Consider the following 22,225-nt stretch of genomic DNA (forward strand, 5'->3'; position numbering starts at 1 on the left):
GGATGACGAGATCAGCGCCCAGGCCATCGAGATCCGCGCTCATGTACCCGAGATCCGCACCCAGGCACGCGAGAGCCGCATTCGGGCAAGCAAGCCACGCCGGACGCTCCACCCGACCAGAAGACCAGAGCCCGTCACCCGCGAGCCGATTCGAACACGAGCGGAACCCTCACGCCGCGGCGATCCACCGCCGAATACAGGTCAGCAATTCTTTGGCGTCAACCGGTTTCGTGACATAGTCGCTTGCCCCGGCCGCCAGGCTCTTTTCCCTGTCACCCGCCATCGCCTTCGCGGTCACCATGATGATCGGCAAGCTACCGAACCGGGGCATCCTGCGGATCGCGGCGGTCGTGGCATAGCCGTCCATCTCCGGCATCATCACATCCATCAATATCAGGTCGATGTCCGGGCTGTCCCGCAAAGCCTCGATACCTTTCCTCCCGTTCGGCGCGTGCTCCACCGACAACCCGTGCAGCTTCAACATCTCCGCGATGGCAAGAACATTGCGCGCGTCATCGTCGATGAGCAGCACCCTTCGTCCGAGCAAACCCGACGCAACGGGTTCGACGACCTCCGGCTCCGGCTCCGGTGTCACGGGAAGCAACCCGAGGAAGCGCTCGCGAAGTTCGTCCAAAGAGGACAACAACAGCACACCATGGTCGCGGACATGGGCTTCGATCAGCCTCTCCTGCGCCGCACTCAATCTGCGGGTCGGATGGGCAAGTACCGGAACCCGGTAGTCGCCGTCCGCGAGCCGTTGCAGGAACGTCAGTGCGGCCGCTCCGGGAAGGCTCGCGTCGAGCACGACACACTGCACCGGCCCCGCCGCCAATCGCTCCATCGCCTCGTCTGGCATGGCGACGGACTCGACATCGACCGCCTCCCTCGCGTCGGCGAGATCCGTCGCGAAACCTCGCACGAGCAACGTCAGCAACTGATCCTCACCCGCTTCGACAACGAGCACCCTGCGAGCGAGCACGGGTTCCGGCCGGGCCCCCATATCGATGACCGCGGTGTCGAAATCAGGGGTCACCGGTACATAGAGCGTGAACGTGCTACCCGCACCCAGTCGGCTCTGCGCCCTCAGCTCCCCGCCAAGCAGATTCGCCACCTGCCTGCTGATCGACAGCCCTAGCCCCGTGCCACCGTATCGGCGGCTCGTGGTGCCGTCCGCCTGCTGGAAAGCACCGAAGATCGTGCTCAGGTTTTCCTCCGCGATCCCGATTCCGGTGTCGATGACGGAGAAAGCCAGCCACGGATCGTCGGCACCACCCCCGGGAACCTGGTCGGCAGGCACAAGACGCACCCGCAGCTTGACCTTCCCCTTCTCGGTGAACTTCACGGCGTTGGAGAGCATGTTGCGCAGCACCTGCCTCAGTCGCTGCTCATCGGTGCTGAGCTGCTCGGGGACATCGGGGTCGACGACGGCTTCGAACTCAAGCCCCTTTTCCGCGGTGAGCGGCTGGAACGTGGTACGCACGTATTCGACCTGCTGCCGCAACTCGACCAGCTCGGGGTGGATGTCCATCTTGCCCGCCTCGACCTTCGAAAGATCGAGGATGTCATTGATGAGTTGCAGCAGATCCGTGCCCGCCGATTCGATGACCTTCGCGAACTCGACCTGCTTGGGAGTCAGGTTCTGAGTCGAGTTCTGCGAGAGCACCCCGGCGAGGATCAGCAAGCTTGTCAACGGGGTGCGCAATTCATGCGACATGTTGGCAAGGAACTCCGACTTGTACTTCGAGGTGAGAGCGAGTTGTTGCGCCCTCTCCTCGATCTCCTGCCTCGCCTGTTCGATCTCGAAGTTCTTCACCTCGATATCGCGGTTCTGCCTGGCAAGCAGTTCTGCCTTCTCCTCCAGTTCCGCATTGGACTGTTGCAGTTTCGCCTGCTGTGCCTGCAACTCCTCGGTCCGCACACTCAGCTCAGCCGCGAGTCGCTGCGATTCCTCAAGCAGGACATCCGTCCTGGCATTGGCCACGATCGTGTTGACGTTGACGCCGATGCTCTCCATGAGCTGCTCAAGGAAATCCCGTTGCACCAAGGAGAATCTGGTGAAGGAGGCCAGTTCGATGACGCCGACGACCTGCTCCTCGAACACGATGGGCAAAACGATCAGGTTCACCGGTGGCGCGGAACCGAGACTGGACGAGATCCGGACGTAGTCGGGTGGGGTCTGCTCGACCAGGATCGCCTTCCTGGTACTGGCGACCTGCCCCAGCAATGATTGCCCCAACTCGTATTCGGTGGCCCCCTGGCCACTCTCGGCACCGCCATAGCTGGCGAGCAGACGCAGCCGCTCACCCTGTTCCTTGAGGAAGAACGTTCCGTACTGTGCTCCGACGAGCGGGGTCAGCTCGTTCATGATCAGTTGGGTGACCGCACGCAGATCGCGGTGCCCCTGCAACAATCCCGATATCCGCGCGAGGTTGGTGTTGAGCCAATCCTGATCCTGGTTGGCCAACGTCGTCTCGCGCAGCGACCGCACCATCGCGTTGATGTTGTCCTTGAGCTCGGATACCTCACCCTTCGCCTCGACGGTGATAGACCTGGTCAGGTCTCCCGTCGCGACGGCACTGGTGACCTCCGCGATCGCCCGCACCTGCCGCGTGAGATTCCCGGCCAGCTCGTTGACATTCTCGGTCAACCGTTTCCAGGTTCCCGAAACTCCCTCGACCTCAGCCTGACCTCCGAGTTGCCCCTCCTTGCCAACCTCACGAGCAACTCGCGTCACCTCCGCCGCGAACGAGGAAAGCGTGTCCACCATCGTGTTGATCGTCGTCTTTAGTTCGAGAATCTCACCCCTGGCATCGACATCGATCTTCTGCGAGAGGTTCCCCCTCGCCACCGCGGTCGTGACCTGCGCGATCGACCGCACCTGGCCGGTGAGGTTGTTCGCCATCGAGTTGACGTTGTCGGTGAGGTCTTTCCAAGTCCCGGCGACATTGGCCACCCTGGCTTGCCCGCCGAGGATGCCCTCGGTACCTACCTCACGCGCGACCCTCGTGACCTCGTCGGCGAACGCGGACAACGTGTCGACCATCGTGTTGATCGTCTGCGCCAGCCCCGCGACCTCACCTTTGGCCTCGACGGTGATGCGCTGGGAAAGATCGCCGCGCGCGACCGCGGCCGAGACCTGCGCGATGGAGCGGACCTGATCGGTCAAATTGTCCGCCATCACGTTCACGGACTCGGTCAAACCCTTCCACGTCCCCGAAACACCCTTCACATCAGCCTGACCACCCAACCGCCCCTCAGTACCCACCTCACGCGCAACCCGCGTCACCTCATCAGCAAACGACGACAACTGATCCACCATCGTGTTGATCGTCGACTTCAACTCAAAAATCTCACCACGCGCATCCACCGTAATCTTCTGCGAAAGATCTCCCCTGGCGACGGCGGTGGCGACCTGCGCGATGGAACGCACCTGCGCCGTCAAATTCCCAGCCATGAAATTCACCGACGTCGTCAGATCCCGCCACGTACCGGCGACACCGGGAACCTGGGCCTGCCCGCCCAGGATGCCCTCGGTGCCCACCTCACGGGCAACACGCGTCACCTCGTCGGCGAACGACGACAACTGATCCACCATCGTGTTGATCGTCGACTTCAGTTCCAGAATCTCACCACGCGCGTCGACGGTGATCTTCTGCGAAAGATCTCCCTTGGCCACCGCAGTGGTGACCTCCGCGATCGAGCGCACCTGCGCCGTCAAATTCCCAGCCATGAAATTCACCGACGTCGTCAAGTCCCGCCACGTACCGGCGACACCGGGAACTTCGGCCTGCCCGCCGAGGCGTCCCTCGCTACCGACCTCACGCGCGACCCGGGTCACCTCGTCGGCGAACGACGACAGTTGGTCGACCATCGTGTTGATCGTGTTCTTGAGTTCGAGCAACTCTCCCCTGACCTGCACGGTGATCTTCTGCGAAAGATCACCCCTCGCGACCGCGGTGGCGACACCCGCGATGTCCCGCACTTGCGCGGTCAGGTTCCCTGCCATCGCGTTGACCGATTCGGTCAAGTCCTTCCACGTGCCCGACACCCCGGGTACCGTCGCCTGGCCACCGAGTTTGCCATCGGTGCCCACCTCTCTCGCCACCCTCGTGACCTCGGAGGTGAACACCGACAGTTGGTCGACCATGCCGTTGAAAACGGTCGAAATCTCATCGAGCAACGGATCGTCGACGCCGGGGAGCCGCGTGCTGAAGTCCCCGTCACGCACCGATTTGAGCCCGTCCAGCAACAGCAGGAGACGCTCATTGTTCCGCGTCGATGTGGACGGTCGCTCATTCATCGGCGCACTCCCTTTGCGTAGCGGGGTCAACGGCCGGTTGGCCGACCTGGCACCTCGACGTCGAAAAACACCTCACCGGCCGCGACGCGCCGGATAGTATCCAACAAATCCTCAAGCCTGCCTGCTTTCAACAACAGACCGGCGCCACCGGCCTCGGCGACACGTTCGGCGACTTCTCTGTCGGCGACTCCGGTGAATACGAGCACCTTGCTTTCCGGTGACACCCGGTGCAGTTCCGCTATCGCGTCGATACCGTCCCCGTCGGGTAACCGGCGGTCGAGCAGTACGACACCGGGCCTGATTCCTTCGATGACCTCGACGGCCTCACCGATGGAGGTGGCCTGCCCCGCGAGTTCGATGTCATCGACCGACTCGAAGGCTGAGACAAGAGCCATCGTCACCATCGAGTGGTCCTCGACAAGCATCAGCCTGACGGTTGCCACGTCTTCGGCTTCAGCCGAGTCGTCAGACGAGAACGCAGGCACACGCATCACCTCCGGCTGCACGGGTGCCCTGCAGCGCAGCCGGTCGTCGACCACGCGCAAGCAAAAGTCTAAGGCAGTGTCCATCGGTTAGGCGACACTTTCCACGCCAGCAGCTCACCTGATCCATACAATGGCCCCTTGGTTCGGAATCCCTTGCTCATCGTCCTTTTGAGACGTAATTCCACTTCGCGGCATTCGATTTCGAATGGCTTGCCCCCAACGGCACGGCTATCGTGCCTAACGCCGAGACGCATCGGCTTCTACACCACAACACCAAGAACACAGGCTCGGGTAGAACTCCGAGCACGCTCGAACGGAGGGGTTCCGTGGCGCTTTACGATGTCTCGAACCGGTCTGCAATCGTGTCCGGAGGCGGCTCCGGCATCGGTAGGGCCATCGCACTGGAACTCGCGAAAAGTGGCGCGGCCGTACTGGTATTCGACCTTCGCGAAGACGACGCGAAGAAAGTCGCCGACGAAATCACCTCAACTGGCGGGCTGGCCACCGCGTTCACCGGCGACGTGACGGACATCGACGTCGTCAACCGCAGTATCACCGCTGCCGGTGAAATGGGCCCCCTTCGCATAGCCGTCAACAACGCCGGAATCGGAGGCACCGCGGCACCGATCGCCGAAGTCACGACAGAAGATTGGCGGAAGGTACTCGCCGTCAACCTCGACGCTGTGTTCTACGCGGCGAGAGCTCAGGTTCCGGCAATCGCCGCCGCCGGGGGCGGCGCCATCATCAACATGTCCTCGGTGCTGGGAAGTGTTGGTTTCGCGACGTCAAGCGCTTATGTCACGGCCAAGCACGGATTGCTGGGATTGACCAAGAACATCGCCCTCGAATACGCCGGACAGGGTGTGCGCTCCGTAGCCGTCGGACCGGGTTTCATCAAAACTCCGCTCGTAGACGCTCATCTCGACGACGAGACCAAGGAGTTCCTCGAAAGCAAGCACGCCCTCGGGCGCCTCGGCAAGCCCGAGGAAGTCGCCGGACTCGTCGCCTTCCTCGCCAGCGATGCGGCTTCGTTCATCACCGGCAGTTACCACCTGGTCGATGGCGGCTACGCCGCGCAGTGAAACTCCAGCGGGGAAGTTGTCGCCACAGCCTCAGCTCACCACAAGTGCCATGGCCTCAGCCGAGCCCCCTCGCTCCTTCAATGATCGTAACCAGCACAGCCGCTACAGCCACACCACACCGTCATCCTTCGTAACCGTACGCAAACCCCAGTGATCGCAGGCGTCATGGGCCCCTGCCCGACGCCCTCACCAGGCCGCCGGACCGGAGTGGCCCCGACCCGCTCTGGCTCGGCTGCGGAAACCGGGTGGCCGGTCGTCCAGCCGGCCACCCGGTTCCGGCGCGACCACTGCCGCAAGCAGAGTCAGTGCCTCACACCTTCTGGCCCAGTGCGGCGAACGCACTGCTGGCAGCCGGTTGGTCGAGATACTCCTCATTCGCAGGCGAAGGGTACTCATCCGGTCGCCAATGCGGGATCCACACAACTCCGGGGTCTACAAGTTCGAAGCCGGTGAAGAACCTCGCGAACTCCTCCTTGCTGCGCACGAACAACCGGGAACTGGAACGCTCGTACTGTCGGCGCACTTCTTCCCGCTTGTCCTCACCTTCCAGCGGAACTCCATCGATGGTCATGTGCGAGGACATGAAGTACGAACCAGCCGGTAGCAAGTCTCGATACCGCGTGATCACGCCATGCGGATCGTCATCAGGGCCGAAGAAGTACAGAACCCCGACCGCGATCAACCCAATCGGCTTGTGCGGGTTCAGCACGCCGGTGTCCATGGCGCGCTCCCAGATGTCTTCTACGTTCCTGAGATCACCATGCAGCACCGCGTGCCTGTTGAGATCACCCTGCTTCTCAAGCAGCACTCGCGAGTGCGCGACCGCCACTGGTTCATTGTCGACGTAGACCGTCCGACTGTCCGGGTTGACCGCGTCGGCGATCTCATGCACGTTGCCGACCGTCGGAACACCGGACCCCAAGTCGAGGAACTGCGTAATACCCTGCTGTGCAAGGTAGTGGACACCACGGCCGAGGTATTCCCTCCCGACCCTGGCAAGCGTCCTCACCATCGGGAACGTCTCAACGGCCTTGGCCCCGAACTCCCGGTCGATGGCCCAGTTGGTCGTTCCCCCGAGGTACCAGTCGTAGATCCGAGCGGGATTGGGCCGCTCCAGATCCACACCTTCCGGGACGGGCTGGGGATCATTTTGGGACATGCGTTCTCCTCTGGCGTATTCCGGGCCCTCCCCGCACCTTAGCGGTCACTGTCCGGTTTCCCCACGTAGTGGTCACTACTCCAAATGCCAACCTCCGACACAAGACGAGTTCAGCGGCTCACCCAATGCAGCACCGCTCATCAACCCAGACAGCTCAGTCGCACACACCAAGGTAGGCACCGTGACGCCTCGACACATGTGTGTCGACACGCAGAGAGCCACCACAGCCTTCACACGCCACCCTCTGCCCTGTCACACAGACCGCTTCGGTGACCGTTCGGCATTGCGGGCAGTAGACCCGCTTCCGGTCGGTTGAGGTCACATAGATCCGAATCTCCGCCTCGACCGCCCCGTACGCGACCACCTCGGACCTCGCAACCAGAACATCGACCTCCGATCCTGCAAGCATCAACCGCCAACCGACCCGGGCTTCTGCCAGCCAGCAATGAAGCACCGCCAAAGCTGACTCATCCGCTCTCCTGGCACGAAGAGTCCTTAGTGGACATCTCGAAGAAACACTTTCAGTCCACAGCTTCAATACCGGAACCGCGGCATCACCGAAAGCCACCATTCCGAATGACACCCCAGCCGGATCAACACCGGGCGGCTCTGTCATCCACCGAGGTACATTGCTCCCGTTCTGGCTCACGCCGTCGACGATACCCACCCAAAAGGCCACCGACACATCGATGCAGCTCGACAGAAAATCTGGGTCCTGCATCGGCACTGATCAAGGCCCGAAAACCAACAGGCCAGTCAACAGGTAAGACAGCACTCGAATCATTTGGATAACACCTCCACAACTTACAATAGAGACAATCGCTCAGATAACAACGAGAACAGGGACCCTCGACTTACCTTTTTCGATGGATGGTTACTTTTCGGCGTGCTGTGACATTTTATGAACACGATTCAGCTGGAGAGGACATCCTCGCTGACGACTTCGCGTTTCGCGGCCCACTTGGCGCCGAGACGAGAACACTTGACGACTGGCGAACCTACCGGGACATGATCCGCAACCACTCCTCAGACTTTTCACAACAAGCTCATCGAAGGACCCGAGCGGCGGCGCGGCTTCTCTGCAGTGGCCACCACGATGGCACGCTCGTCGACATGCCAGCCACGGTAAGAGTTCGAGTACGCAGGGGCAGCATTCTTCACAGCACCGGAAAACAAGCTCACCTCAGCTTGGATCCTCGGAACCTGCCGGAACTACGACGCCAACTCGACGACCAGAAACACTGACGTCCACCTCAAGTCAGGGTGGATGATGATCGCGCGCTGACATGATCACTCTGGTGGCGGACAAGTAATGACCCCCTCGGCACCGCGGTCGCATGAGCGTCGCGAGTATGCCTTTTTCTTGTGCGTCGGCCCCGAGGGCCGACCTGATGGCTTCGTTGGTCATACACTCACTGTAGCAAGATACTCGAACAAGTGTTCTACACATTTGAGTGATGATCTCGCGTCACGATGATGGAAACATGGTCTCCACACCACCCACCCGAACCGCCCAAGGAACGGTTGCTCAAGAACACAACTTTTGGCTGCACACAACAAAAGTCAGCCACTCTCCTCACGTAACTCCAGTACGATTCGGCTCCCTCGAAGGAATGTGGTGGATCAGCAGTGAAAGAAGACGCGACAGCATCTCGCTGGCATACCTCAAACACGGTCTTAGCAACCCGGATGAACAAGCACATCAACAAGGATGGTTTCGTGAAATCCCAGTACTTCATTGAGAAATTCAGCGGCCAAGACAGGCCCGGCGACGTCGCCGTCAGGTCCGATGGTGAGGGCATGTTGCCGTGCATCGCGACGCAACAAAGAGAATCACGGGAAGAATCAGCGAGCCGAACAAGCCGTGGTCAACCTGACAACAAGCAGAAGATCGGACGGAGTCCACACGCACCACGCGCTCGATCACCGGGCTAGACGAGGTGACGTACAGCTCGGAACGTCAGACCCATAGGAACGGGGCCAAGACACAACGGGACGACGTCGCCGGACCCAGCGGGACGGGCGTGGGCAAGCCATAGCGACGCAACGGGCGGGGGCTGCGACGGGCAAGAATCCGGCGGTACGGCGGGTACGGCGGAACGGCGAGGCGAGCCGCCGCACGGAGCCCGGAAAATCAGGGCGGGACAGCGGCCAACGAGGCAACGAGGCAACGAGGCAACGAGGCAACGAGGCAACGAGGCAACGAGGCAACGAGGCAACGAGGCAACGAGGCAACGAGGCAACGAGGCAAGCGTGCTTCACATGGGAACTCCAATCGGTTGCCGGGCAGTCACCAAACAGCATCGACGTGCCGGGGCGGGCGAATCCGGTGTCGGTACCCGCGAGGCATGCGTCCGGGACGACGAATTCGACGCAAGGAGCGCGAGGGGCGCATCCAGGCGACTGAGATGCACTCTCACCAACAACATGGGCGACCTATTGACGCACTGCTAGAAACGGAGGTGGTTCATGGCACGACCCATCGACGCGGATCAGCACGCGATGACTCGGCGATCCGGCCCCGCGCTGTCACAGGCTCCAAACGAGACAGTCCGCACCGGTTTCATCGGGACATAACGCGCGACCCGCATCCGGACTGGAGCGAGCGTACGATCAGTTCGCCGACTCGGCAGGTGGACGACTCGGCCAGTATGGGAACCCGGTCCATGGCCACACCGGGGCCGCCGGGGCAAGATTGTGCACACGAAACTGCTGGCACCGTCGCGTGTTTACACACCTCGCGCACGGGGCGCCCACCCACTGAGGCCGCCGGGAATCCGCCAAGGCCAGTTCGTCGACCTGCCATCCCCGCCCGGCCACCCCGCCCGACCGGCCCCGGCCGAACAGGCCAGGGCGTCCGGCACCTCCGGGACCGGGCACTCGCGAATCCCAGACCCCCGACGCGAAATGTCCGAACGCTGACTTGACTCCGTCCAACCCACCCCCATCGCCCCTAACGCGGCCCCCCGCCGACCCCCAATGCTGACGTCGACAAACCCCGACGCTGAAGTCGCCAGCCCGGGTGCGGAATCCGGCGTCCTGAAGGCGGACCTCGCGGGTACGGACTCGAACTAGCAGGCACGGGGCGCAAAATTTGGTGGCATGAGGTCAGGTCCTGCGCAGCAGAGGACGAGACTTGCGAAAAGCACTCCAGTTACGCGATATGTCATGAGACGCTATGACGCACACTTTCTTTTGCCCGCCAAGGCTTTTCGCCCAGTACGCTTGCGCGGTGGACGAAGTGCTGGAGTTCGTACTCGCGGTCAAAGCGGCCCACCGGGAGATCAACCGGCGGTTCGCCATGGCGCTGCGCCCCCTCGACATCACCGTGGCTCAGGCCGAGGCCATATTGGTGCTCGCGGAGTCGCAACCCCTTTCCGTCAAGGAACTCGGGGCGCACGTCGTGGCGGAAGCCGGAAACCCGAGCCGACTCGTCGACCGGCTGGTCACCGCGGGTCTCGTCCGACGAAGGGCCGCGCTTGACGATCGCCGCAACGTCCAGCTCACGCTCACTACACAGGGCCGCAAACTCGCACAGCGCATCCATCAGGCACGGCAACCACTACGCGACTGGGGCGACCGCCAGTTGAACGGCCATGGCCTCGACACCATGACCGCATCACTACAGCAACTTGTCGACAACAACCGGAGCTAGTGTTGTGGGTCGGAAGTTCGTTGTCTAAGTGGTAGGTTGGGCCTGTGGCGAGGGCGATGGGGCGGCCGAAGGCCGAGTTGGTGTTGTCCGAGGACGAGCGGGCCACGCTGGAGCGGTGGGCGCGGCGGCGGAAGAGTGCACAGGCGTTGGCGTTGCGGTGTCGGATCGTGCTGGCCTGCGCCGAGGGTTTGTCCAATGTGGAGGTTGCGGTGCGGTTGGGGGTGTCGCGGCCGACGGTGGGCAAGTGGCGGTCGCGGTTCGTGGCCGACCGGCTGGACGGCCTGGAGGACGAGCCGCGGCCGGGAGCGCCCCGCGCGATCGGCGATGAGCGGGTCGAGGAGGTGATCGTGGCGACGCTGGAGGAAACACCGGCCAACGCCACGCACTGGTCGCGCCGGTCGATGGCGGATCGGGCGGGTCTGTCGCCGTCTACGATCGGGCGGATCTGGAATGCCTTCGGCGTGCAGCCCCACCGCACCGAGACGTTCAAGCTGTCGACCGACCCGCAGTTCCTCGACAAGGTCCGCGACGTGGTGGGCTTGTACCTCGACCCACCGGAGCGGGCCATCGTGCTCTGCACCGACGAAAAGAGTCAGAGCCAGGCACTGAACCGGTCAGCGCCGGTGCTGCCGATGATGCCTGGCATGCCCGAACGCCGCAGCCACGACTATGTTCGCCACGGCACCAGCAGCCTGTTCGCCGCCCTCGATGTGGCTACCGGCCAGGTCATCTCCTCCGTGCACCGACGGCACCGCTCGATCGAGTTCCGCAAATTCCTCAACAAGATCGACAAACAGGTACCAGCCGAGTTGGACATACACCTGGTCTGCGACAACTACGCCACCCACAAGACCGGCACCATCCAACGCTGGCTGGCCGCCCATCCACGCTTCCACGTGCACTTCGTGCCCGCCTACTCGTCCTGGCTCAACATCGTTGAACGCTGGTTCGCCGAACTGACCACCAAACTCCTCCAGCGCGGCGTACACACCAGCGTGCAGGCCCTCGAAGCCGATATCCGCACCTCGATCAAGCACTGGAACGACAACCCCAAGCCCTTCGTCTGGACCAAGACCACCGACGAGATCCTCGACAGCCTCAATCGCTTCTGCCAACGAACTTCAGGCGCACAACACTAGGGCGTGGCTGACAAACCCGTAGCCTGCCGCGCGGGCCAGCGACCAGCACGACCCCTCGCAGCGTTACCGGAAAGCCCGAGTGCAACCCGGTACGAGGACTTCCCAGTCCTACACGACCTCGCGAAGAACCAGGCTGGTCCCCGCTCGCACGGCGGAGGATCAGCAGATACAACCTAGCTCGCACCGGAGAGTGCGAAGACCCGCCTTCGCTCACCCCGCCGTCGTCCGTCGATCCACCACGCCAGCTCGACCAGCACGATCCCCACCGCGGCACACACGAACGCGATCGCCGTGTCAGCTCCGTTGCTGGGGTCCAACAAGAACAGCTCTTGCGTCAACGGCACGACGAACATGAGCGCCGACAGCACAACCATGATCGCGATGAGCCCGACCTTCCACCACGCGAACGGCCTCGCGACGATACTCAGCACCCACAGCGCGATCGTGATGAGCGTGATCAGAGCGGTCGTACTGGCCTGAATCGTCTCTGTCTCGGTCGCCCCCTGTCCCTTGTAGACCAGCACGTACGAGACGAAGCATGCGACACCGGTGACGACACCCGCCGGGACGGCCATCCGCATGACCCTGCTGACAAAGCCGGGTCTCGCCCTTTCGGCGTTGGGGGCGAGCGACAGGACGAAAGCGGGGACGCCGATCGTGAACCAGCCGGTGATGGTCACATGCCTCGGCAGGAACGGATACGGCAGTACGTCGAGCCCGATGAGCCCTGGAACACCCACCATGATCGCCAACAACACGGAGTATACGGTCTTGGTCAGGAACAGCGTGGAGACCCGCTCGATGTTGCCGATGACCCGCCTACCCTCGGCTACGACATGGGGCAGGGTCGCGAACTTGTTGTCGAGCAATACGATCTGGGCGACCGACCTCGTGGCGGGGCTGCCCGCCCCCATGGCCACCCCGATGTCGGCATCCTTGAGCGCGAGGACGTCGTTGACACCGTCGCCCGTCATGGCGACCGTGTGCCCGTGCTCCTGTAGCGCGCCGACCATGGTGCGCTTCTGCGCGGGCGTCACCCTACCGAACACGCTCGCCGTTTCGACTTCCTCGCCGAGGCGTTTGTCATCGCCGAGTGTCCTCGCGTCGACGGGCTGTTCCGCGTGCGGCAGGTCGAGTGAGGCGGCGACCGCGCCCACCGACTTCGCGTTGTCGCCGGAAATCACCTTGACGGCGACCTTCTGCGTGGCGAAGTAGTCCACTGTGTCCTTGGCGTCAGGACGCACCTTCTGTTCGAGCACCACGAGGGCGGCAGGGGTGACCACTCCCGGCGCCCCCTGCGCGTCGACGGCCTGTTCAGCTCTGCCGAGGAGCAGCACACGCAGGCCCTGCTCGCCGATCCGTTCGGCTTCGGCTCTTACTTCACTGTCCGAGGAAAGGAGCACATCGGGAGCGCCGAGTACCCAGTCACCCTCCTCACCGAAGCTCGCTCCGCTCCACTTGCGGGCCGAGGAGAACGGCGCGACAGCCGTCGCGGTCCATCCGGGATCATCGGCAAACGCCTCCGCTATCGCCGCGAGGCTGGCGTTCGGCCGAGGATCGGCTACGGCCAGCGCGGCGAGCACCCTCGCGGCGTGCTCCCCATTGGCACCGAACGGCCGCAGTTCGCCGAGCTTCATAGCGTTTTCGGTGAGTGTGCCCGTCTTGTCCGCGCACACGACATCGACTCTGGCCAAGCCCTCGATGGCGGGCAGTTCGTTGACGAGACACTGCCTGCGGCCGAGGCGGACAACGCCGACGGCGAAGGCGATCGACGTCATCAGCACAAGCCCTTCCGGCACCATCGGCACGAGCGCGGCGACCATGCCGCGCAGGGCCTCGGGCAAGTCCTGATTGCCGGAAAGCTGGTTGTAAATGGACAGTGCGCCCGCCGGAATCAACAGGTAGGTGATGACCTTGAGAATGCGATCGATTCCGCCGCGCAGTTCGGACTTGACGAGCGTGAACTTGCTGGCCTCGTCTGCCAGTTTCGCGGCATAGGCTTCTTTACCGACCTTGGTCGCCCGGTAGGCGCCCGAACCCGCGACGACGAAGCTGCCGGAAAGAACCGCGTCGCCGGGTTCCTTCACAACCGGGTCGGACTCCCCCGTGAGGAGTGATTCGTCCACTTCGAGCGCCTCGGCGGCGACGACCTCGCCGTCCACGACGATCTGGTCGCCAGGCCCCATCTCGATGATGTCGTCGGCGACGACCTGGTTGGGAGGGAGCTCCGAACTGACACCGTCGCGCCGCACCGTCGGCTTCGCCTGTCCGACAATGGAGAGCCGGTCGAGTGTCCTTTTCGCACGCAGTTCCTGAACCATGCCGACGACGCTGTTGGCGATGATCAGCCCGCCGAACATGCCGTCGATCCAGTACCCGGTCGACATGACGATGACGAACAGCACACCGAAGATCGCGTTGATCCTGGTAAAGACGTTCGCCCTGACGATGTCCCACACACCACGGCTCGCCCTGACGGGGACGTCGTTGGTCCGGCCATCGGCGATCCGCTCCGCGACCTGCGCCGCGCTGAGGCCGCGCACGATGTCACCCGCGGTACCCCGGTCTTCGACTGCCATAGGCCTGAGCGTATTAGCCGGGCTCTCGCGCACCGAGCCAGCCACGCTGGTGAGCGACCGGACGCGCCTGAAAGGTGTCGGCTACGCCGAGGAGCACGACACCGATGGCGGCGTGACGATGCCGGTGGAACCGGTCCCGGCGGTACTCCCGGTGAACCCGAAGCTCGCGGTCGAACCCGCTTCGATGGTGATGTTCCAGTCGGCGTTGCTGACCTCGACCTCGGCACCCGATCGAGAAATCGTCCCGTTCCACAGGTTGTCCACCGACTGCCCTTCCGGCGGTAGCCAGCCGACCTTCCAGCCGGTGAGCGGCTCGGTGCCGGTGTTGCGAACCGTCACCTCGGCCTCGTAGCCGCCAGGCCACGTATTCGTGACCCGGTAGCTGGCAACACACCGCTGCTCGGGCGGCTCCGGAGCGCTGGAGGTCGGTCCGGCGATAGCGGGGCCGGGGTCGCCGTCACCTTCGTCGCCCGCCGCGATGATCACACCGATCGCGACACCGGCGGCGAGTAACGCCGCGCCGCCTGCCGCGCCCAGAAGGGCGCGCCTGCTCGGTCGTCGTGCCGAAGGCAACACCAAGGTCGGCGTACGAGGCGGCGGCAGAGAGACCGCCTCGCCTTCGGCGACGGCGGAGAGCGCGTCACGCACTTCGCCCATGCTCGGCCTTGCCGCCCGCTCGTGCCGGAGCATCCGCAGCAGTACGTCGGTGAGTGGCCCTTGTGTCACGGGCGGCGTGAGTTTCCCGCCGATATCCTGCGCAGCAAAACCATGGGATTGTCGTTGTCCCCGAAAGGAAGCCGCCCTTCGAGCGCGGCGTAAAGCGTCGCGCCGAGCGAGAATACGTCCGAGGCGAAATCCGCGGCTTCGCCGTCCGCCACCTCGGGCGCGAAGTAAGCGGGTGTGCCCGCGACGAGGCCGTCTCCGGTTACCGTCGCCTCCCCCACCGCCCTGGAAATACCGAAGTCCGCGATCTTGGCGACGCCCTCGCCGGTGAGAAGTACGTTGCCTGGCTTGACATCCCTGTGCACGATGCCTTCACCGTGAGCCTCGGCAAGCGCGGCCGCGATCTGGGCACCGATGGTCGCGACCTCCCGCTCCGGCAGCCGCTGCCGTTCGGCGAGCACCTCGGAAAGGCTGCGAGCAGGAAGAAATTCCATGACCAGGCATGGCTTTCCGTCGTGTACCACGACATCGTGGACACCGATGGCGTTCGGGTGCCTCAGCCTGGCGGCAACCCTGCCCTCCCTGACCGCGCGACGAACCGCCTCGCCGGTGGCGACTTCGCCGGAACCCGTTTCGAGCCGCTTGACGGCCACGACGCGATCGAGCCGCTCGTCGCGCGCCTTCCAGACGGTCCCCATACCGCCCCTGCCGACGAGGGCGAGCAAGCGGTAACGCTCGGCGACCAGTTCGCCATCGTCGGTCACGACAACATGGCCTCGATCCGTTCCCTTGGCAGTTTGCCGGAAAACCGAGTGAGCGCGTCGGTGAGATCAGCCCGTGCCGCGCGTTGCTGCTCGACCATGCGTGCCGAGACTTCGCCGAGTGCCAGCAGCGTCGCCGCGGGCGGGTTTCCCACGTCTTGCATCCTCATTCCGAAAGCCTGCAAGGCCGCGCTCTGCACCTCACCATCCTGAAAGGAACCGAGAATGTCTTGCAAACGCTTGAGTTCCTTGAGGACCGTCCGGTAACCAGCCGGTTCGCTGACCGGCTTCGCGAACTCCAGCAGATAACGCAGTTCCTTACATCGCTTGCGAAGGTCGTGAACTTGGTCCGAGGAGGACTCCGGGGTGATCGCGCCCGCCTTGCGGAGAACCTTGGCCGTGAAGCGGGGAACCCGTTGAGCCACGAAGCTCTCCATGTCTTCGACCGAGCGGGGCTCGTTGACGACGCCAGTGAGCACCGAAGACCAATTCTTGAGCAGCGTGGTGAACCGCTTCGTGCCCAGCGTCCTGGTCAGCGCCCGCTGTGCCCTCGCGCGCTCGGAGCGCAGATGGTCCGCGAACGGGGCGAGGTCGTCCGGTGTTCCCGCGACGAGTCCCGCCGCCAGTTCGTCCAGTTCAAGCAGGTAGACGTCGAGGTCTCTCGTCGGCGTCGTGACATCGCCGAGCCATTTGAATTCCTGCCGGTATCGCTCACCGACGGACCTCGGCAGCACGTCCCCGGTGAGTTTGAGCAGCGACCTCGTCCGCCGCACCGCCACCCTCAGGTCGTGGAGGAATTCGGTGTCGACATCGGCACGAACACCGTCGACGTTGTCCGCGATGGCGTCGGCGTGACTGAGCAGAGAGGTCGCGACCGCGACGTCGGCTGGTAGCTCAGCCGACACCGCAAGGCGGTACCTGGTGGGCTCGGTGCGCTGGGCGCGCCGCAACTGCTCGTACAGCGTCTCCTCTGCCTGGCCGAACCCGGTCGCCTTGCGCAGTGCCTTCGCGACCCGCTTGGCGTCGCGGCGATGCCCCGGCTCGGGTCGTACCACGACCCTGACCAGGGGCGGGGTGGCGACCGGCTCCTTGCCGGTGAACTCCAACCAGGCGATTCGCGCGACGAGCGCACCCTCTTTGTCACGCACGGCGACATCGCGAGTGGTGAGCCGCCCTTCCGCGACTGGAGCGACGGCCCTGACCCACATCGCTTCCGCGACGGCGTCGTGGACCTCACCGTCGGGGAACTGGTCGGTTCTCGCGGGCCAGCGTGGCGGTTCGGTCAGGCGAGTGGTCGGGTGCGTCGGCTGGGCCGGTTGCTCGGCGGTGGCGGGTGTCGCGTCGTTGTGGTCTGACGTGGCCTGCGCTGGAGCACGCTGCTCCGAGTCCGGCTGGGGCGACGCGGCTTGTGTCATGGTGGCTTGTGTCGCGCTGGTGTGCGGCATTGCATGCCGACTGGTGGCTTGTGTCGCTTCGCCCGATTGTGCCGGTGTGGTGGCCAGTCGCTCCGCTATCAGAATTCCGGCGCCAGATGCCCGCTCATGCCGCAGTTCGAGCCCGTGTTTGCGAAGCCGGCCGTCGACGGTGTCGAGGTAGGTGATCGTCTGGCGGTGCCGACGTCCGGCCTCGAACGAGTACCGCTTCGCCGTGGCGGGTTCGAGCGCGGCCAGCACGGAATCCTCGTCACCGCGAGTCGGTTCTCCCTGCCAGCGCAGGGTCGGTGGTGGCGATTCTTGAGGCACGGCAACAAATCCCACAGTAGTCGTTCAAGGCCCAGCCAAACCGAGTATAACCAGGCCACGCCACCGGGAACCCCGGTTTCGGCTTCCGAAAGCCAAGCCCACGTCCGATGAGTCCGGCAAGCCAGCGACCTGGCGAGTCCGCCCTCGGGTGCGCGAGTCCCCCGCCCAGGTCGGCGAGATCCGCATTCGGGTCGGCGAGATCCGCGCTCGATCTCGAAACCCTCAGCCGGACCCGTTGACCCCGCCAGCCGCTCGGACACATGGCCGGAACGGTTACCGGCAATGACCCACGGTCATATGTGGGTGACAACGCATGGCCACGCGCGGTGACCGTTCGATCCGCGGGCAGGCCGATCCACTCGCGCCTGATTCGCGGGGCTTCACCAGGTCACGGTCACCCGGCCGAAAGCGGATCAGCACCGGCTTCCGCAGGCAGGCCCAGCGGGTGCGAGCCGGGCGCGAATCGCGCGAGCGAGGTGAACTGGTGGCGGTGGAGACCCGGCCGGGCCGACGCGGAAATCACCGACATCAGCGCCGAACTCACAGGTCCGGATGCGGATCTCGACGACCTGGATGCAGATCTCGACGGCCAGGACGCGGATCTCGGCGACCTGGGTGGGGATCTCGGCATCCTGAGTGCAGAACTCGGCGACCTGGGCGGGGGACTCGCGCACGGCACACCGGCACACGGCTCACCGCACTCGCACTGCCACAATCACCGTCGTCATGGACACTCGGCCTGAGGTGACGAAGCGGAAAGGACCTCACACCATGACCGACATCCCCACGATCACGTTGAACAACGGCGTCGAGATGCCGCAGGTCGGCTTCGGTGTATTCCAGGTACCGCCCGGCGAAACGGCGGCGGCCGTCTCGTCGGCGCTCGAAGCCGGCTACCGCAGCATCGACACCGCCGCCGCATACGGCAACGAAGCAGGCGTGCACGACGCTGTCGCCCGGTCGGGTATCGCGCGTGGTGACCTCTTCCTGACGACCAAACTCTGGAACAGCGACCACGGCTACGACGCGACGCTGCGGGCATTCGACGCGAGCCTCGGCGCCCTCGGCACCGACTACCTCGATCTCTACCTGATCCACTGGCCGGTTCCCGAGCTCGACAAGTATCCGGAGACGTGGCGGGCATTCGAACGCATCTACGCCGACGGCGGGGCGCGGGCCATCGGGGTGTCCAACTTCCAGCCGCACCATCTCGAACGGCTCGCCACCGACGCCGAGGTCGCTCCGGCGGTGAACCAGATCGAGCTGCATCCTTACCTGCGGCAAGACGAGGCCCGCCGGTACGACGCCGATCACGGCATCCTCACCGAGGCGTGGAGCCCACTCGCCAAGGGCGGCGACCTGCTGTCGGATCCGACGGTGCGCACGCTCGCCGAGAAACACGATCACACGCCCGCGCAGGTCGTGCTGCGCTGGCACCTCGAACTCGGCAACATCATCATCCCGAAGTCCGTCACCCCGTCGCGGATGCGCGAGAACCTCGTGATCTTCGATTTCTCACTCGACGACGAGGACATGGCAGCGATGGCGACACTGGAAAGGGGCGAGCGCACCGGCCCCGACCCCAATACGTTCAACGTGCGTTGACACCAGCTCAGTACGGTACGGCAAGAACCTCACAGCCGTCGACGGCTGCAAACGCGTCGAGCGCCTTCCCAGCCCCTTCGTCGACGACGATCGTGTGCTCGCGATCGAGGGGAGCCCAGTACGCGAACGGCCCTGTGTCCAATTTGGAATGATCGACAAGCACGTAGGCTCCGCGGCCGACGTGCAACATGGCGTGCTTGAGCTGAGCCTGTTCGAGCGTCGGACAGGAAAGTCCCCGCCCCGCCGTGATGCCGTCGGCGCCAAGAAAGACCTTGTCTGGCGTGATGTGCCTGAGCTGGCTCTCCACCGAAGGGCCGAGAATCGCCTCGTTGGGATGTCTCAACCTGCCGCCGAGCACGATGACGTCGACGTCGGTGCTGTCGGCGAGCGCCAGCAACACGGTGAGCCCGTTGGTGACCACCGTCAGGCCCTGCCTTCCGGCGAGATACCTGGCGAGCCTTCCCGTGGTGGTTCCGGCGTCGAGGAGCACGACCTCACCGTCGTCGACGAGGTCGGCGGCCGCCTTCGCCACCGCGTCCTTCTCCTCGGAGTTGCTGGCGTCCTTCTCCCGCAACGTCCGCTCGACCGTGGTCCCCGCGTCGAGCGCGCCACCGTAGGTCCGCACCACGTGTCCTTCGCGCGCCAGCTCGGTGAGATCGCGCCGGATCGTCGATGGCGAGACGTCGAACTGGTCGGCGAGCTGGGCAATGCTGCGATCGCCACCGCGCACGGCGGCGAGCAGCATCGCCCGCCGCTGTGTCGTCGGCTGCCGGGGAACGGTCACGACAGGACTCTACGACCCTGGCCGGTAGACCTCGCGCAGCTTCCCCGCGAACGGGGCCAGCTCGACGGCGGCCTGGTAAGCAGCCCGCATGGTGCCCGCGTCGGCCTTGCCGGTACCCGCGATGTCGAAAGCGGTGCCGTGATCGACGGAGGTACGCAGGATCGGAAGCCCGACCGTCACCGAGACTGTTCCGTGGAAGTCGACCGTCTTCGAGGCAATGTGCCCCTGGTCGTGGTAGAGCGAGAGCACGCCGTCGAACCGGCCTTCGAGGCCCTGGTGGAAAACCGAGTCGGCGGGTATGGGGCCGGTGACCGCGAGTCCTTCTGCTCGCGCGGCCTCGACGGCGGGGGCGATGGCCACGATCTCCTCGTCGCCGAACTTGCCGCCTTCGCCCCCATGCGGGTTGAGCGCCGCGACGGCGAGTGTGGGTTCGTGCGTGCCGAACACCTGCAGCGCCGTGTACGCCTCCCTGATCGAATGCCCGATGTTCTCCTTGGTGATCCGGTCGAGCGCCTGGCGCAATGAAAGATGCCGGGTCGCGAAGAAGATCTTCAGCCCCCGCACCCAGAACATCGTGTTGAACCTGGTCGACCCGGTCAGTTCGCCGAGCATTTCGGTGTGCCCGAGATGCTTGGATCCCGCTGCCCAGATCGCCTCCTTGTTGATGGGCGAGGTGACGACGGCAGCGACCTCCCCCGCGAGCGCGGCCTTTGTCGCGGCCTCGATCGCCGCGACGGCTGACCGGCCTGCCGTCGCGTCGACCGTGCCCCACGGGAGGTCGGCGCCCGCGATGCCGAGATCGAGGATGTCGATGACGCCTGGCTCGAATCGCGCCTGATCGACCGATTCGACCGCGTTGACCCCCGCGTCCAGCCTGCAAACCTTGATCGCCCTGCGCAGCACCGCCGCGTCGCCGACGGCCAGCGGCCGTGCCGCCTCCGACGCCGAGGGCTCCGCGAGTGTGCGCGCGGTGATCTCAGGGCCGATTCCCACGGGGTCGCCGAGTGTGACGGCAAGGATGGGGCGTTCGGTCACCGGTTCATTCCTCTCTCTCGTTGGGCAATCACGCTGGTGAGATGTTCGACGCAGGCGAGCGCGGCATCCCTCCCGCCGATCAGTCCGCCCTTCGTCGCGAACGGCAGCCCGTCGTGGGGACCACCGACCAGCCTGCCCGCGACGGCGAGCGGAAGCACCTCGGCTTCGATCCGGAAACCGTCGCTGCCGAGCGCGGCGGTGGTCGCCTCCGCGATGTCGCCTCCCGTCGCGTAGAGCGCGCCGAACTCGTGCCTGGCGAGCAGAATCGCGGCGGTTTCGGCGAGCAGCACGGGAATCGCGGCGGCCACGGCGGGATCTGCGCTCTCGCCGGGACCGGGAGGGCGGGTACGCACGCCGACCACTCTTTTCCCTTTCGCCAGCAACTCGCTCGCCTTGGCCGCGATGGTTTCCGGTTCGTCGACGGAAGGGCGCACCTCGACGAACGCCGCTCCGGCCACCTGTTCCAGCTCGGCGATTTGCTCGTCGGTCACCGTGGTGATGCTGCCGACCACCGCGAGCACCGGAGGAAGCGGCTCCGCGTGAACCCCGATGCCGAGCGCGCTCGCGAGGGCGACGGCGAACGGTCCACTGTCGACGGAAAGCCACTGGAATCCGTCCCGCAGACTCACTCTCGCCGCGGCTTCGGCGATGACGGCGAGCTGGGCTCCCGTTGTCGCGTCACAGACCACGACGGGAGCGCTCGATTCCGCGAGCCGTTCGGCTACACCGTCCACACCGGATTCGACGACGTCGAGCGGGACCTCGGCGATGTCCCTTTCGGTGCCGGCGCGCAAGATCGTCGCGACCCTTGAGAAGTGGACCGGGGTCAGCGGATCGCGGGCAGCCGGTGTCCGCGCGAGCGGAACACCGTCCACAAGGTGCAGTCCGCCGACCGTCGTGCGGCCCGCGTCGGGAAACGCGGGAACGACGAGCGCCCTCGTGCCGGAGGGAAGGACGTCGAGCAGTGCGTCGAGCTCGGCGCCGACGTTGCCCCTGAGCGTGGTGTCCACCCGCTTGGCGAGCAGCCCGACCGGCTCCACCGCGCGCGCCGCCCTTTGCACCAGGTCGCGGGCGACGTGCTCCGGCGCCTGCCTCGTTCCGATGTTGACCACGACGACGTCGGCGCCTTCGGTGCAGGCGATGCGCTCGATCCCGCTGACCGAGATGGTGTGCAGCCCCGCCCGCGCGAACCTCGCTCCGGTCGCGTTGCTACCCGTCAGGTCGTCACCGATCACG

General features: G+C 64.7%; 16 protein-coding genes. 4 read left to right on the forward strand and 12 right to left on the reverse strand.

What is annotated here, in order from left to right; all coding sequences use genetic code 11:
* Positions 1-169 precede the first annotated feature (169 nt).
* Together BAY61_RS25140 and BAY61_RS25145 are read right to left on the reverse strand one after the other, a co-directional pair.
* Complete coding sequence (locus BAY61_RS25140; protein WP_094168523.1) at positions 170-4,300, reverse strand: HAMP domain-containing protein; 4,131 nt, start codon at positions 4,298-4,300, stop codon at positions 170-172.
* Positions 4,301-4,326: 26 nt separating this feature from the next.
* On the reverse strand, positions 4,327-4,785 hold the full coding sequence (locus BAY61_RS25145; protein ID WP_170140224.1) for a response regulator: 459 nt from the start codon (positions 4,783-4,785) through the stop codon (positions 4,327-4,329).
* A 362-nt stretch (positions 4,786-5,147) separates the two neighbouring features.
* Between BAY61_RS25145 and BAY61_RS25150 the strand changes: the two genes are divergently transcribed.
* Positions 5,148-5,867, forward strand: a complete 720-nt coding sequence (locus BAY61_RS25150; RefSeq protein ID WP_245865415.1) for an SDR family NAD(P)-dependent oxidoreductase — start codon at positions 5,148-5,150, stop codon at positions 5,865-5,867.
* Between the two features lie 310 nt (positions 5,868-6,177).
* Here BAY61_RS25150 and BAY61_RS25155 read toward each other — a convergent pair whose 3' ends face one another.
* Together BAY61_RS25155 and BAY61_RS34070 are read right to left on the reverse strand one after the other, a co-directional pair.
* The gene (locus BAY61_RS25155) at positions 6,178-7,026 is read right to left on the reverse strand and encodes an SAM-dependent methyltransferase (RefSeq protein ID WP_091806997.1); all 849 of its coding nucleotides are present in this window, start codon (positions 7,024-7,026) and stop codon (positions 6,178-6,180) included.
* 154 nt (positions 7,027-7,180) lie between these two features.
* The gene (locus BAY61_RS34070) at positions 7,181-7,747 is read right to left on the reverse strand and encodes a dimethylamine monooxygenase subunit DmmA family protein (RefSeq protein WP_425439991.1); all 567 of its coding nucleotides are present in this window, start codon (positions 7,745-7,747) and stop codon (positions 7,181-7,183) included.
* Positions 7,748-10,258: 2,511 nt separating this feature from the next.
* Here BAY61_RS34070 and BAY61_RS25160 point away from each other — a divergent pair.
* Together BAY61_RS25160 and BAY61_RS25165 are read left to right on the forward strand one after the other, a co-directional pair.
* Positions 10,259-10,681, forward strand: a complete 423-nt coding sequence (locus tag BAY61_RS25160) for a MarR family winged helix-turn-helix transcriptional regulator (RefSeq protein ID WP_211323602.1) — start codon at positions 10,259-10,261, stop codon at positions 10,679-10,681.
* Positions 10,682-10,737: 56 nt separating this feature from the next.
* On the forward strand, positions 10,738-11,820 hold the full coding sequence (locus tag BAY61_RS25165) for an IS630 family transposase (RefSeq protein ID WP_091806993.1): 1,083 nt from the start codon (positions 10,738-10,740) through the stop codon (positions 11,818-11,820).
* A 173-nt stretch (positions 11,821-11,993) separates the two neighbouring features.
* Here BAY61_RS25165 and BAY61_RS25170 read toward each other — a convergent pair whose 3' ends face one another.
* From BAY61_RS25170 to BAY61_RS33110, 5 genes are all read right to left on the reverse strand, one after another.
* Positions 11,994-14,399, reverse strand: a complete 2,406-nt coding sequence (locus tag BAY61_RS25170; protein ID WP_091806991.1) for an HAD-IC family P-type ATPase — start codon at positions 14,397-14,399, stop codon at positions 11,994-11,996.
* A gap of 81 nt (positions 14,400-14,480) precedes the next feature.
* On the reverse strand, positions 14,481-15,125 hold the full coding sequence (locus tag BAY61_RS33950; protein ID WP_338061479.1) for a cellulose-binding domain-containing protein: 645 nt from the start codon (positions 15,123-15,125) through the stop codon (positions 14,481-14,483).
* Positions 15,122-15,826 (reverse strand): serine/threonine-protein kinase, encoded by a 705-nt coding sequence (locus tag BAY61_RS33955; protein WP_338061478.1) that lies wholly within the window; start codon positions 15,824-15,826, stop codon positions 15,122-15,124. Before BAY61_RS33955 ends, BAY61_RS33950 begins: the two co-directional genes overlap by 4 nt.
* Positions 15,823-17,565, reverse strand: coding sequence for a CHAD domain-containing protein (locus BAY61_RS25180; RefSeq protein ID WP_143021392.1), 1,743 nt, complete (start codon positions 17,563-17,565; stop codon positions 15,823-15,825). The genes BAY61_RS33955 and BAY61_RS25180 overlap by 4 nt, the downstream gene beginning before the upstream one ends.
* Positions 17,566-17,978: 413 nt before the next feature.
* On the reverse strand, positions 17,979-18,239 hold the full coding sequence (locus BAY61_RS33110) for a hypothetical protein (protein ID WP_143021391.1): 261 nt from the start codon (positions 18,237-18,239) through the stop codon (positions 17,979-17,981).
* Between the two features lie 97 nt (positions 18,240-18,336).
* Between BAY61_RS33110 and BAY61_RS25190 the strand changes: the two genes are divergently transcribed.
* The gene (locus BAY61_RS25190) at positions 18,337-19,170 is read left to right on the forward strand and encodes an aldo/keto reductase (RefSeq protein WP_091806985.1); all 834 of its coding nucleotides are present in this window, start codon (positions 18,337-18,339) and stop codon (positions 19,168-19,170) included.
* A gap of 7 nt (positions 19,171-19,177) precedes the next feature.
* On the opposite strand, the gene BAY61_RS25195 is transcribed toward BAY61_RS25190, so the two are convergent.
* From BAY61_RS25195 to BAY61_RS25205, 3 genes are read right to left on the reverse strand one after another with little or no spacing between them, the layout of a single operon-like run.
* Entirely contained in the window at positions 19,178-19,954 is a 777-nt protein-coding gene (locus tag BAY61_RS25195) for a DeoR/GlpR family DNA-binding transcription regulator (protein WP_170140225.1), read from the reverse strand.
* A 9-nt stretch (positions 19,955-19,963) separates the two neighbouring features.
* Positions 19,964-20,989: a 4-hydroxythreonine-4-phosphate dehydrogenase PdxA gene (gene pdxA, locus BAY61_RS25200; protein ID WP_091806970.1), complete on the reverse strand. Its 1,026-nt coding sequence runs from the start codon at positions 20,987-20,989 to the stop codon at positions 19,964-19,966.
* Positions 20,986-22,224: a four-carbon acid sugar kinase family protein gene (locus tag BAY61_RS25205; RefSeq protein ID WP_245865416.1), complete on the reverse strand. Its 1,239-nt coding sequence runs from the start codon at positions 22,222-22,224 to the stop codon at positions 20,986-20,988. The genes pdxA and BAY61_RS25205 overlap by 4 nt, the downstream gene beginning before the upstream one ends.
* Position 22,225 lies beyond the last annotated feature (1 nt).

It is taken from the genome of Prauserella marina (genome assembly GCF_002240355.1).
GTDB classification, from domain to species: Bacteria; Actinomycetota; Actinomycetes; order Mycobacteriales; family Pseudonocardiaceae; genus Prauserella_A; species Prauserella_A marina.

What these genes read in the sequence shown, in the direction of transcription:
- BAY61_RS25140 (WP_094168523.1), bottom strand. Translation starts at nt 4,300, where the DNA reads ATGAATGAGCGACCGTCCACATCGACGCGGAACAATGAGCGTCTCCTG.
- BAY61_RS25155 (WP_091806997.1), bottom strand. Translation starts at nt 7,026, where the DNA reads ATGTCCCAAAATGATCCCCAGCCCGTCCCGGAAGGTGTGGATCTGGAG.
- BAY61_RS34070 (WP_425439991.1), bottom strand. Translation starts at nt 7,747, where the DNA reads ATGCAGGACCCAGATTTTCTGTCGAGCTGCATCGATGTGTCGGTGGCC.
- BAY61_RS25165 (WP_091806993.1), top strand. Translation starts at nt 10,738, where the DNA reads ATGGGGCGGCCGAAGGCCGAGTTGGTGTTGTCCGAGGACGAGCGGGCC.
- BAY61_RS25170 (WP_091806991.1), bottom strand. Translation starts at nt 14,399, where the DNA reads ATGGCAGTCGAAGACCGGGGTACCGCGGGTGACATCGTGCGCGGCCTC.
- BAY61_RS25190 (WP_091806985.1), top strand. Translation starts at nt 18,337, where the DNA reads ATGACCGACATCCCCACGATCACGTTGAACAACGGCGTCGAGATGCCG.